11 protein-coding genes and 7 tRNA genes are annotated in these 11,402 nt (G+C 42.9%); 13 read left to right on the top strand and 5 right to left on the bottom strand.

What is annotated here, in order from left to right; all coding sequences use genetic code 11:
- The first annotated feature begins 21 nt into the window (after positions 1 to 21).
- The 7 genes from EV579_RS09935 to EV579_RS09905 all read left to right on the top strand — a co-directional run bounded on the left by EV579_RS09935 (position 22) and on the right by EV579_RS09905 (position 628).
- Positions 22 to 94, top strand: a tRNA-Phe gene (locus tag EV579_RS09935).
- A gap of 25 nt (positions 95 to 119) precedes the next feature.
- Positions 120 to 195 (top strand) — tRNA-His (locus tag EV579_RS09930).
- An 11-nt stretch (positions 196 to 206) separates the two neighbouring features.
- A tRNA-Gly gene (locus EV579_RS09925) sits at positions 207 to 280 on the top strand.
- Positions 281 to 297: 17 nt separating this feature from the next.
- Positions 298 to 374, top strand: a tRNA-Ile gene (locus tag EV579_RS09920).
- Between the two features lie 6 nt (positions 375 to 380).
- Positions 381 to 455, top strand: a tRNA-Asn gene (locus EV579_RS09915).
- 3 nt (positions 456 to 458) lie between these two features.
- Positions 459 to 549, top strand: a tRNA-Ser gene (locus EV579_RS09910).
- 7 nt (positions 550 to 556) lie between these two features.
- Positions 557 to 628: transfer RNA gene (locus EV579_RS09905), tRNA-Glu, on the top strand.
- Between the two features lie 77 nt (positions 629 to 705).
- Here EV579_RS09905 and EV579_RS09900 read toward each other — a convergent pair.
- From EV579_RS09900 to EV579_RS09890, 3 genes are all read right to left on the bottom strand, one after another.
- Positions 706 to 1,188, bottom strand: coding sequence for a TspO/MBR family protein (locus tag EV579_RS09900; RefSeq protein ID WP_133744343.1), 483 nt, complete (start codon positions 1,186 to 1,188; stop codon positions 706 to 708).
- Between the two features lie 86 nt (positions 1,189 to 1,274).
- Positions 1,275 to 2,009 (bottom strand): TraR/DksA C4-type zinc finger protein, encoded by a 735-nt coding sequence (locus tag EV579_RS09895; protein ID WP_024425775.1) that lies wholly within the window; start codon positions 2,007 to 2,009, stop codon positions 1,275 to 1,277.
- Positions 2,010 to 2,127: 118 nt separating this feature from the next.
- Positions 2,128 to 3,066, bottom strand: a complete 939-nt coding sequence (locus tag EV579_RS09890) for a 1,4-dihydroxy-2-naphthoate polyprenyltransferase (protein ID WP_025093657.1) — start codon at positions 3,064 to 3,066, stop codon at positions 2,128 to 2,130.
- A gap of 380 nt (positions 3,067 to 3,446) precedes the next feature.
- Here EV579_RS09890 and EV579_RS09885 point away from each other — a divergent pair, with 380 nt between their 5' ends.
- From EV579_RS09885 to menC, 6 genes are all read left to right on the top strand, one after another.
- Positions 3,447 to 4,865, top strand: coding sequence for an isochorismate synthase (locus EV579_RS09885; protein ID WP_133744342.1), 1,419 nt, complete (start codon positions 3,447 to 3,449; stop codon positions 4,863 to 4,865).
- Complete coding sequence (gene menD / locus EV579_RS09880) at positions 4,858 to 6,603, top strand: 2-succinyl-5-enolpyruvyl-6-hydroxy-3-cyclohexene-1-carboxylic-acid synthase (protein ID WP_133744341.1); 1,746 nt, start codon at positions 4,858 to 4,860, stop codon at positions 6,601 to 6,603. The genes EV579_RS09885 and menD overlap by 8 nt, the downstream gene beginning before the upstream one ends.
- Positions 6,585 to 7,406 (top strand): 2-succinyl-6-hydroxy-2,4-cyclohexadiene-1-carboxylate synthase, encoded by an 822-nt coding sequence (menH, locus tag EV579_RS09875; protein ID WP_133744340.1) that lies wholly within the window; start codon positions 6,585 to 6,587, stop codon positions 7,404 to 7,406. Before menD ends, menH begins: the two co-directional genes overlap by 19 nt.
- Before the next feature lie 20 nt (positions 7,407 to 7,426).
- Complete coding sequence (gene menB / locus EV579_RS09870) at positions 7,427 to 8,245, top strand: 1,4-dihydroxy-2-naphthoyl-CoA synthase (protein ID WP_024424937.1); 819 nt, start codon at positions 7,427 to 7,429, stop codon at positions 8,243 to 8,245.
- 71 nt (positions 8,246 to 8,316) lie between these two features.
- On the top strand, positions 8,317 to 9,777 hold the full coding sequence (locus EV579_RS09865; RefSeq protein ID WP_103132318.1) for an o-succinylbenzoate--CoA ligase: 1,461 nt from the start codon (positions 8,317 to 8,319) through the stop codon (positions 9,775 to 9,777).
- The gene (gene menC, locus EV579_RS09860; RefSeq protein WP_133744339.1) at positions 9,764 to 10,888 is read left to right on the top strand and encodes an o-succinylbenzoate synthase; all 1,125 of its coding nucleotides are present in this window, start codon (positions 9,764 to 9,766) and stop codon (positions 10,886 to 10,888) included. The genes EV579_RS09865 and menC overlap by 14 nt, the downstream gene beginning before the upstream one ends.
- A 106-nt stretch (positions 10,889 to 10,994) precedes the next feature.
- On the opposite strand, the gene EV579_RS09855 is transcribed toward menC, so the two are convergent.
- Complete coding sequence (locus EV579_RS09855; protein ID WP_024424934.1) at positions 10,995 to 11,186, bottom strand: hypothetical protein; 192 nt, start codon at positions 11,184 to 11,186, stop codon at positions 10,995 to 10,997.
- A 25-nt stretch (positions 11,187 to 11,211) separates the two neighbouring features.
- Positions 11,212 to 11,370, bottom strand: coding sequence for a DUF1540 domain-containing protein (locus EV579_RS09850; RefSeq protein WP_008360682.1), 159 nt, complete (start codon positions 11,368 to 11,370; stop codon positions 11,212 to 11,214).
- Between the last annotated feature and the right edge of the window lie 32 nt (positions 11,371 to 11,402).

Genomic DNA, 11,402 nt, shown 5'->3' with positions numbered 1-11,402 from the left:
CCATTTTTCAAAAGAATACTTGGCTCGGTAGCTCAGTTGGTAGAGCAACGGACTGAAAATCCGTGTGTCGGCGGTTCGATTCCGTCCCGAGCCACTTTTATAAAAATATTCATAGTATGGCGGTTGTGGCGAAGTGGTTAACGCACCAGATTGTGGCTCTGGCACTCGTGGGTTCGATTCCCATCAATCGCCCCATACATATTTTTGCGGGTGTAGTTTAGTGGTAAAACCTCAGCCTTCCAAGCTGATGTCGTGGGTTCGATTCCCATCACCCGCTCCATTTGTATATCTGTTCATGGGCCTGTAGCTCAGCTGGTTAGAGCGCACGCCTGATAAGCGTGAGGTCGGTGGTTCGAGTCCACTCAGGCCCACCATGATCTTCCGCAGTAGCTCAGTGGTAGAGCTATCGGCTGTTAACCGATCGGTCGTAGGTTCGAATCCTACCTGCGGAGCCAAATGGAGAAGTACTCAAGTGGCTGAAGAGGCGCCCCTGCTAAGGGTGTAGGTCGCGTAAGCGGCGCGAGGGTTCAAATCCCTCCTTCTCCGCCATTGATCTGGCCCGTTGGTCAAGCGGTTAAGACACCGCCCTTTCACGGCGGTAACACGGGTTCGAATCCCGTACGGGTCATTTTTAAAAGAGATCTTGTCAAAGATCTCTTTTTTATTTTCTCCAAAACGAAAGACCGCATCATGGCGGTCTTTTTTTTACATATTCATGGAATAGATCGTATAAGACAAGTATGTGGCAAAGAAGCCCCATAAGACATAAGGAATCAGTAAAATTGGAACGACTTTGCTTAGTTTACGTGAGACGATGACAAGTGCAAGTGCAAGTGCTGTCAGTGCGACGAGAAGGCAGTCGATTGTAGCTACAAACAAATCCTTTTGTGTAAATTGAAAAAAGCTAAAGGCTTGATTGAAAACATAATTTAAAAGGAAAAGAATCCAAAATGGTAAAGTGATTTTTTGGAATCCATATTTTCCATAAATGATCGCTGCGGACAATGAGATGAGTGCAAATAAGACAGCCCACACAGCACCAATCACACCGCCACCAGGCGTCCATTCTGGTTTATTCAATGCGTCATACCATTCTCTGTCGATGGGGAACAAGAATCCGGCAATAGAGAATAGTGCGTATGTAATAAAGAAGACGACAATCGCCCAAATGATACTTTTTCTAGCCATCAAGAATCTCCTCCAATTAAATTCACTCTTAAAATGATTTCCCAATAATTACATGATATAAACATAAAGCCCCCAATATGAGGGGACTAATGATTTTCTTCTGTATAAGGTTCTTCCTCGTACGGTTTCAAGTCACCAAATACCGTCATGACACCTTCTTCGTCTAGTGCTTCTTCATAGGCCTCGTGTGCTTTGGTCGGATACACCTTGCTTGCTTTTCCTTCAATATCAGCAGCTGCGAATCCTTCGTAGTCCTCCACATAATCTTCATCTTCTGATTGTGTATATACATCATCGTATGTTAGAGGAGGGAATTCCATATCAGACGGGGTCTCAGAGTTTCCGTAGCGTTCTACGTCTTGGTAGGCATCCTCTCCATCGTACGCAGCACTTTCTTCATTTTCAAATTGTCCCGCGGGGGGACTTAATAAATCCTCTTCAATCGGACGGTTTTGTGAAACGGTCTGTTCTTTTGAATGCTCTGTGCATGTGACGGCAGTAGGCAAGGCTTCTAAGCGTTCCTTTGGAATAGGGGCTTTACAGACCTTGCACAGACCATAAGAGCCGTCTGCAATGGCTTGGAGTGCTTCATTGATGTCTAACATATGTTCATGTTCCAAGCTGTTTAAAGCAATATCTTTCCCCCGCTCGAACAGCTCTGTCCCTTGATCACCCGGGTGGTTATCATAGGCAGACAATTCACCGATCGAATCGTAAGGAAAGGATACTTTCTGTTCATCGTCATGGCTTTTGGCTTCAAGTTCTTTCTTTTCATCAAGAAGGCGCTGCTTCAAATGATGTAATTCGTCTTTAGACAACAAAGCGATCATCCTTTCATATCAAACATATTGTTAGTATGAGCAATTTTGTATGTAAGACTAGTTCCAATTTGAAGCAATTCCTTATTAAAAAAACGCCTGCGGCTGCAGGCGTTCTTTGTTACGCGATATAGTATTGTATGATTAAAGCGATCGTCAGCAGAAAACCAAAAAATGTATTGGTTTGAGCTGTAGATTTCATGGCATTCATTAATTCAATCGGTTTTTCTTTTTGCTTAAACTCTTTAATGGCTGTATAGGCTTTTGGCACACTCAGTAAAACAAGAAGACTCCAAAGACCGACGATATCTGTGAAGATATAAACAAAAATGAGTACATATGATACCAAAAACATGGAAAGTAAAATGTTCACTGCAGCTTTGCGTCCAGCAAGAATGGCAAGTGTTCTTCGTCCATTTTCCTTATCCCCGTCTAAATCACGGATATTGTTCGATAGTAAGATGGCACCAACTAAAATAGAAATTGGTAGTGAGATGAGAACCGCTTTAGACGTCAGTGTGCCTGTTTGGATATAGAAACTAATCAGGATGATTCCTAATCCCATAAAAGCACCTGAAACAAGTTCTCCAAACGGTGTATATGCAATTGGTACAGGGCCGCCAGTATAGAAATAGCCTGCTGCCATACAAATAAGTCCTATTAGTGCAATCCACCAGCTAGACATCATGCAAATATATACCCCAAGTAATAAAGAAAGCGCAAATAGTGCATAAGCGAGGCTGAGGACTGTCTTTGGCTTCACACCGTTTCTTACAATGGCTCCGCCGATGCCGACAGATTTCTCGTTGTCAAGCCCGCGAACATAATCAAAGTACTCATTAAACATGTTTGTTGCGATTTGGATAAACATAGATGCAAACAGCATGGCTAAAAATAGCCCAACATGTATTTGACCACTTGGAAGTGCTAAAACAGTTCCTAAAGTAACGGGAATAAATGCCGCTGTTAGTGTATGCGGTCGTAGTAAATTCCACCAAATTCGCCAGTTTTTATCAGGCTTTATTGGTGAAAGCTGATCTGATATCGATTGATGCTGCATAAAATATACTCCTTTAAATAAAAAAATACGTACACGTCCAAATTCCAGTTTAGCAAAGTTCAAAAAGGTGTCAATATATTGATGCGATGAATCGGGAAAAAGATGTTTGCTAATCGTTGCCATATCGAAGAAAAGCTTGATTTTAGAACAGGTCCTGCCATTTTATCTTTGATGCTCTCGTTTCAATAAGCAGGAGCGAAAAAATCTTGAAAGCGTGATATAATAAGGATTCGAGGTTTTGAAAGCTGTTTTCTTTACTAAGTTCATCTGTTAAGGTTTATAATAGAAAAGCAGGTCATTCGACATATTCGAATGTTCATGTATTTTTTTGTTATGGTTTTATTTTTTATGTTATTTCACGGATTTTGGAGGAATGTATCATGGTGACAACAGTGCAAAGTACTTTCCGGCAGGAAGCGCTCGCGACATTAGAAGAAGCGAATAACGTCAACCATGCTGTTTTGATAAGCTACTCCAGAAGAGTTGACGATCTGGATCCTCTTGCCTTTTTCCAAAGCGGAGAAGCGGATTTTTTAGGCGAGCGGTTTTTTTGGTCTGATCCAGAAAGCCAAATGATATTTTCTGGACTTGGCAGAGCGGCCGTCATTAAATCATCTGAGCAAGGCAAGGAACGATTCGATATAGTCCATCAAGAATGGGAACAGCTAAAGCAGCACATGTTCCATTTTCATGATGAGAAGGAGTTAAAGCAAGCGGCTGTTGGTCCGCTTTTATTTGGAGGATTCTCGTTTGATCCGCACGAAGAGAAGGCGCGTCATTGGGAAGCATTTGGCGAGGCTCATTTTTTTGTGCCATCGATCATGCTGACTGTCTCAAAAGAAGGCAGTTTTCTTACGATCAATGAGTGGAAGCAGGTGGACGGGAATGTTCATCAGCTTATTCAAGAATTAGAACAAAAAGCCTCTCGTTTCGAGACATTGCCAGTACGGACTGGTGGACTAGCTGAACTTGTTCATATGGAAGAGCTGGATGTGAACGAATGGATGAAGGCGATCCAAGAAGCGACAGACCACATTCGTGCAAACGAATATGAAAAGGTTGTTTTAGCAAGAGAAGTCTTGCTTCACTATAAAAATCAAATTGAACTTGCTCCACTATTAGCAGAATTATTAAAGCACCAAACAACGAGTTATGTATTTGCGGTTGAACAGGGAAGACAAGCATTTGTCGGAGCCACGCCGGAACGCTTAGTGAAAAAAAGCGGCGGAGAGGTCTTTTCATCCTGTTTAGCAGGTTCCATTGTTCGCGGAAAAGATGAAGCGGAGGATTACGCATTAGGCGAGGAACTGCTGCATGATGAGAAGAATTTGATTGAACATCAAATTGTCGTCAATATGATTGAGCAAGCATTTAAAGCGAATTGCCTTCATGTGCATAAACCAAATCAACCAAGTCTTTATAAAACAAAAAACATTCAGCATTTGTTTACACCGATTGTGGGAGAAATCAAAAGCAGCTGTTCCCTCTTTTCATTAATTGAGCAGCTTCATCCGACGCCGGCATTAGGCGGATATCCTAAGGAAAAGGCGGTTGAAGTGATTCGTGAAATCGAACCGCTTAAGCGCGGCTGGTATGCAGCGCCGGTAGGCTGGATTGATTCTCAGGATAATGGAGAATTTGCTGTAGCCATTCGGTCAGGTCTTATTGAGGAAGATCGTGTTCGTTTGTTCGCCGGCTGCGGAATTGTAGAGGATTCCCTTGCAAAGCAGGAGTATGAGGAAACACAAGTGAAGTTAAGACCAATGCTGTCTGCTCTTGGAGGTCATCCTATTGAATAATCACATCATGACAACATATATAGGCAGATTGATGGATGAATTCGTTCAAGGTGGTGTGAAAGAGGCAGTTGTCTGTCCTGGTTCTCGTTCAACTCCGCTTGCGATGCTGGCCCTTGCTCATCAAGACATCCATGTCCATGTTTTAGTGGACGAACGGTCTGCTGCTTTTTATGCGCTTGGTCTTGCAAAAGCAAGTCAATCACCAGTGCTGCTTATTTGTACATCAGGTACAGCAGCTGCTAACTTTTATCCAGCCATTGTAGAGGCGCATTATTCTCGTGTACCTCTTATTGTGTTAACTGCTGATCGGCCGCACGAATTGAGGGAAGTTGGGGCACCTCAAGCGATTGATCAGCAATTCTTATTCGGTAAGTTTGTTAAATGGTTCACAGACTTAGCATTGCCAGAGGAAAGTCAAACGATGCTGCGTTATGTTCAGACAGCAGCTGCGAGAGCAAATCACATGTCGATGCAGGAGCCAAAGGGGCCTGTTCAGATCAATGTACCTCTGAGAGAACCATTGCTTCCTGATCTGTCTATTGACCCTTTCGCGCGAGAAGAATCAGACACGAAAAAGGTATTAGCATCAGGTCAGGTTTTCCCAAATGATCGAGTGATGTCTGAAATCGTAACCGTCATAAACCAATCAAAAAAGGGACTGATTGTGGCTGGTGAACTTCATACACAGGAAGAAAAAGAGGCAGTTTTACGCCTTTCGAAAGCTCTGCATTTACCTATTTTAGCTGACCCGCTTTCTCTTTTGCGCAACGGGCATGAGAATAAAGAGCTAATTATCGACGCTTATGATTCTTTATTGAAAGATGAAGCATTACAGCAGCACCTATTGCCGGATATGGTCATTCGCTTTGGACCGATGCCTGTATCTAAGCCCTTATTCAAGTGGCTGGAAAAACATGCGGAAGTGCAGCAGATTGTTGTAGATGCAGCCGGAGGTTTTCGTGATCCTGGGTTAAGTGCTTCATACGTCATTGAAAGTACTGTCTCTGCTTTTGTAGAAGCAGCATTAAATCAAGCAGTACAACGTAAAGAGACAAGTTTCTTAAACTGCTGGCAGAATGCTAATTCTTCATTCAGAACGCATGCAGCCCGCTATTCAGATGAGGATTTGTCCTTTGAAGGGAATGTGTACCGTCAGCTTCAGCACCTCTTGCCAAAGGAGAGTGTCCTTTTTATCGGAAATAGTATGCCGATTCGTGATGTAGATACATTTTTTGAAACTCAGTCCAAGCCTTTTCGAATGATGGCGAATCGCGGAGCAAATGGCATTGACGGCGTTGTGTCCACAGCACTTGGCACGTATGCAGCATTGAAGCAGCCAGTCACTTTAGTCATTGGAGATTTATCATTTTACCATGATATGAACGGTCTGCTTGCAGCTAAGCTGATGGACATTCCGCTGACAGTTGTTTTGATAAACAATGATGGGGGAGGTATCTTTTCTTTCCTTCCGCAGGCGTCTGATAAACCTTATTATGAAAAGCTCTTCGGTACGCCGACAGGACTGAATTTTGAGTATGCATCGAAGTTATATGGGGGAACCTATTCGAAACCGTCAACGAAACAAGAGTTACATGATGTGTACATGGCGCATATCGATGAACCAGGGCTTCATTTAATTGAAATTGAAACAGATCGTCATTCCCGTGTAGACAAGCATCGTCAAATGATGGATGACATATTGGAAGAAGTGAAAAAAGAATGCTTTCTCTCATCATAAGAATGCGTGATGGGGTAGCGTACGAAGTGGTGGACCAGAACCCTTCGGCAGCAAATGCCACATTATGCTTACACGGCTTCACTGGAAGTGCAGCGTCTTGGACGTTCTTGAATGCTTATTTGGAGAATACAAGACTGATTCAGATCAGCTTGCTTGGACATGGGCGTACGGACTCGCCAGAAAGTGTGAGAAGATATGCCATGTCTCAGCAGCTGGCAGATCTTGTAGAGATTTTAAACCAATTAAAGCTTCACAAAGTGAATATTCTCGGATATTCTATGGGAGGACGTATTGCTTTATCATTTGCCGCTCGTTATCCAGATCGTGTCAATAAATTGATTCTTGAGAGTACATCTCCTGGGCTTCGCACTTTTAAAGAGCGGATGTCAAGACTAAAGCATGATCATCAGCTTGCTCAAAAGATTAGACATGAAGGCTTAGTGAAGTTTGTGGATTTTTGGGAAAGCATTCCTTTGTTTGCTTCGCAGAAAACTTTATCAGCCGAAAGGCAGACTGAGCTGAGAGAGGGAAGACTGAAGGCCAATCCTCTTGGGCTGGCTCGCAGCTTAGAAGGAATTGGAACAGGTTCACAGCCATCTGTTTGGAAGGCATTAAAGCATATTCATTTGCCTGTATTGTTCATTTGCGGAACGCTTGATGAAAAGTTCTGCCATATCGGCAAACGTATGCAGCAGGAGCTGAAAGGAAGTCAATTCATTTTGGCTGAGCATGCTGGGCATACAGTTCATGTGGAACAACCACATTTTTTTGGTAAAATAGTAAGTGAGTTTATTTTAGCGTAAGATTAGAGGAGGAAATATTGATGGCTATTGAATGGCAAACTGAGCGTCAGTATGACGAAATTTTATATGAGACGTACAATGGGATCGCAAAGATTACGATTAATCGTCCGCACGTACATAACGCGTTTACCCCAAAGACTGTTAGTGAATTAATTGATGCATTTTCACGGGCTCGTGATAATTCAGAAGTTGGTGTGATCGTACTTGCAGGTGCTGGCGGAAAAGCATTCTGTTCTGGTGGAGACCAAAAAGTTCGCGGCCATGGCGGTTATGTAGGAGACGATCAAATTCCACGTCTAAATGTATTAGACTTACAGCGTTTGATTCGTGTCATACCAAAACCAGTTATCGCAATGGTGGCAGGTTATGCGATTGGCGGAGGTCACGTTCTTCACGTTGTGTGTGATCTGACGATTGCAGCAGATAATGCGATTTTTGGACAAACAGGTCCAAAAGTAGGCAGCTTTGATGCTGGTTATGGTTCAGGCTATCTTGCACGTATTGTTGGTCATAAGAAAGCAAGAGAAATCTGGTACTTATGCCGTCAATACAATGCACAAGAAGCGCTTGATATGGGACTTGTTAACACAGTTGTCCCATTAGATCAGCTTGAAGAAGAAACGGTGAAGTGGTGTGAGGAGATGCTAGAAAAGAGCCCGACTGCTTTACGATTCTTGAAGGCTGCATTTAACGCAGATACGGATGGATTAGCTGGAATTCAGCAATTTGCAGGAGATGCGACACTTCTTTATTACACAACAGATGAAGCAAAAGAAGGACGCGATTCCTTTAAGGAAAAACGCAAGCCGGACTTCGGCCAGTTCCCGCGTTTCCCTTGATTCAATGATATCAATGAACAACAGCTTAGTGCATCAGACTAAGCTGTTTTCTTTTACGAAAAGGAGGTGTCATGATGAAGCAACCTAATTGGCTGCTGCACCGTGCCTATTTAACGCCAGATCGAGTCGCACTCATTTATCAAGAGAAAGAGTGGACATTTCACGAATTAGCTCAAGAAGCGGAAGAGCTTTCAAATAGACTTGCTCAGACATCATTGAAAAAAGGGGAAACGGTTGCGCTTTTGATGAACAATCATCCTCATATGGTGATGCTTGTACATGCCTGTTTTTTATTAGGGTTAAAAATTGTGCTATTGAATAATAAGCTGACAAAAGCTGAAAGGCGCTATCAGCTAGAAGATGCAAAAGCCGCGGCGTTATTAACAGAATCTAGTTATGCAAGCGACCATGAGGGTGATTTACCCGTTTATACAATGGAAACTTTACCTAAACCAGGGCAAGGCCATGTCAACAAGATCGAGAGTGAATTTGATTTGAATGAAACAGCGACCATCATGTATACATCTGGGACAACAGGACGTCCAAAAGGGGTAGAGCAAACGTTTGGCAATCATTTTCATAGTGCTGTTTCCTCTGCACTGAATCTGGGTCTCAGAGAGGATGACCGCTGGCTCATTGCCCTGCCTCTTTTTCATATTAGCGGCTTATCTGCTTTATTTAAGTCTGTGATATATGGAATGACAGTCGTGCTTCATCAGAAGTTTGACGTCGATGAAGTAAAGCATTCTATTGAACGGCATCGTGTAACGATGATTTCTGTTGTGCAGACGATGTTATCTCGTTTGTTAAGCAGATTGGCAGAATGTCCGTCTTCTTTGCGCTGTCTTTTATTAGGCGGAGGACCTGCGCCTTATGCGATGCTTCAAGAAAGCAAAGAGAAGGGCTTTCCTGTCTTTCAATCGTACGGGATGACGGAAACCTGTTCACAAATTGTGACCCTTGCGCCCGAATTTAGTGTAGAGAAGCTTGGGTCAGCGGGAAAACCTCTTTTTGGGTGTGAGCTGAAAATTCAAGACGGTGATCGCATTTGCCGTCCTTTTGAGCATGGCGAAATTATGGTGAAAGGTGCAAATGTGATGAAAGGATACCTTTACCGTGAAGAAGCGACCGCGGCTGCCTTTGATGAGGGCTGGCTGAAAACGGGCGATATTGGCTATGTGGATGAGGAAGGGTTCTTATTTGTGCTTGACCGCCGTTCAGATTTAATTATTTCTGGCGGAGAAAATATTTATCCTGCGGAAATTGAAGCGGTTCTGCTAACACATCCGCATGTCAAGGAAGCCGGAGTAACGGGTATGTATGATGATAGATGGGGAGAGGTACCTGCTGCTTTCCTTGTAACAGATGATAAGATACCGGAGAATGAGCTCTATGCTTTATGTGGGTCGCATTTAGCCAAATATAAATGGCCCGCCGCTTTTCACTTTGTGGACGAGCTGCCAAGAAATGCGTCGAATAAATTGCAAAGGCACAGACTCAGATCAAAGGGGTTTTCAAATGATTCAAATTGAACGAGTAATTTTATATCATGTCACGATGAAGCTTAAACAGCCATTTACAACAAGTCTTGGAACCATTTCAGAGCGTGAGTTTATTATTGTTGAAGTCAAAGATCAGACAGGATTGACTGGATGGGGAGAAGTCTCTGCTTTTTCTTCTCCGTGGTATACAGAAGAAACAATTGAGACTTGCTATCATATGCTGAGAGCTTTCTTTATCCCGAACGTGCTGACGCGCACCTTTACACATCCTTCAGAAATCCCTGACAGTCTGTATCATTTTAAAGGCAATAGGATGGCGAAAGCAGGCATTGAAGCGGCTGTTTGGGATATTTATGCGAAGCGTGAGAATAAGTCTTTACGCGATGTATTAGGCGGTACAAAAGATAAAATACCATCTGGTGTTGTGGCGGGGTTAGGCCCTATTGACGATATGCTTGAGCAAATTCAGCAATTTGTTGACCAAGGATATCAGCGGGTGAAGGTGAAAATTAAACCAGGACAAGATATTGGACTTCTTCAAAAGATCAGAGAGTCTTTTCCTGATCTGCCATTAATGGCAGATGCAAACTCTGCATATGAATTAAAAGATATTAGCAAGCTTAAGCAGCTCGACGATATTCGTTTATTAATGATTGAACAGCCTTTAGCTGCAGATGATATTGTGGACCACCGCCATTTGCAAAAGCATTTAAAAACGCCGATTTGTTTAGATGAAAGTATTTGTTCTTTAGATGATGCTAGAAAAGCTGTAGAGCTTGGCAGCTGTCAAATTATTAATGTGAAGCCTTCACGAGTTGGCGGATTGACAGAGGCTCTTAAAATTCATACGTTCAGTAAGGAGCATCAAATTCCGTTATGGTGCGGAGGGATGATTGAAACAGGTATTTCCCGAGCGCAGAACGTAGCACTTGCTTCGCTTCCTCAATTCACGATTCCCGGTGATATTTCAGCTTCGTCAAAATTTTGGGAGCAGGATATCATTTTTCCTGAAATTAAGGTTGAAAATGGGTTTATTGAGGTGCCTCGCTCCCCAGGAATGGGCGTGGAAGTTGATTACCAAGCGCTCCGTTCGTTTTCAGATAAAATCGACGTGTTTACAAAACATGATTTTGTGAAATAAAAACGAAGGAATCACCTTTTGCATCCCAAATAGAATACAGGTATAGTGAGAGAAAGTTTTTCCTTCCTGTCTGAACAAAAAAGAAAGAGCGGTGATCCGCTCTTTCTTACTCTTCAACCAGCTCGCTGTCATAAGCAAGCTGTCCGATATACTGATGAATTTCACTTGGCATGTTTGATGCATGTCCATATTCATAATCCCAAAGATTTAAAAAGGAGTGAGCGGCTTGGTGGAATGCGGCTTCATCCGCGTCATGAATTTCGTCAAAAAACGTTTGAAGCAGCCGATCGTGTTTCAAATTGAAGCGCCTCCTTTAATGAGACTTAAAGGTCTTGTGGTTTAAACGTTTTACAATCCGTTTCTTCACTTTTCTCAGCCGTATTTCCTGTGTGGCTGACGACATAGATTGCATCTGCACCACAGCGGTTTCCAGCATTCCAATAGGAACAGTTATTGACTTCACAAAGGATTTTTTGACTCATACAGATGACCTCCTTTTGAGTATGTCTTTCAT

Origin of the sequence: Bacillus sp. BK450 (assembly GCF_004364885.1) — a bacterium.
Taxonomy (GTDB): Bacteria; Bacillota; Bacilli; order Bacillales; family Bacillaceae; genus Bacillus; species Bacillus safensis.
This window is presented reverse-complemented; position numbering and strand designations above follow the sequence as displayed.

Bases quoted from the DNA above. Each gene is read 5' to 3' on its own strand.
- menB (WP_024424937.1), top strand. From the start codon at position 7,427: ATGGCTATTGAATGGCAAACTGAGCGTCAGTATGACGAAATTTTATAT.
- EV579_RS09900 (WP_133744343.1), bottom strand. From the start codon at position 1,188: ATGGCTAGAAAAAGTATCATTTGGGCGATTGTCGTCTTCTTTATTACA.
- menC (WP_133744339.1), top strand. From the start codon at position 9,764: ATGATTCAAATTGAACGAGTAATTTTATATCATGTCACGATGAAGCTT.
- EV579_RS09885 (WP_133744342.1), top strand. From the start codon at position 3,447: ATGGTGACAACAGTGCAAAGTACTTTCCGGCAGGAAGCGCTCGCGACA.
- EV579_RS09850 (WP_008360682.1), bottom strand. From the start codon at position 11,370: ATGAGTCAAAAAATCCTTTGTGAAGTCAATAACTGTTCCTATTGGAAT.
- EV579_RS09865 (WP_103132318.1), top strand. From the start codon at position 8,317: ATGATGAAGCAACCTAATTGGCTGCTGCACCGTGCCTATTTAACGCCA.
- EV579_RS09890 (WP_025093657.1), bottom strand. From the start codon at position 3,066: ATGCAGCATCAATCGATATCAGATCAGCTTTCACCAATAAAGCCTGAT.
- menH (WP_133744340.1), top strand. From the start codon at position 6,585: ATGCTTTCTCTCATCATAAGAATGCGTGATGGGGTAGCGTACGAAGTG.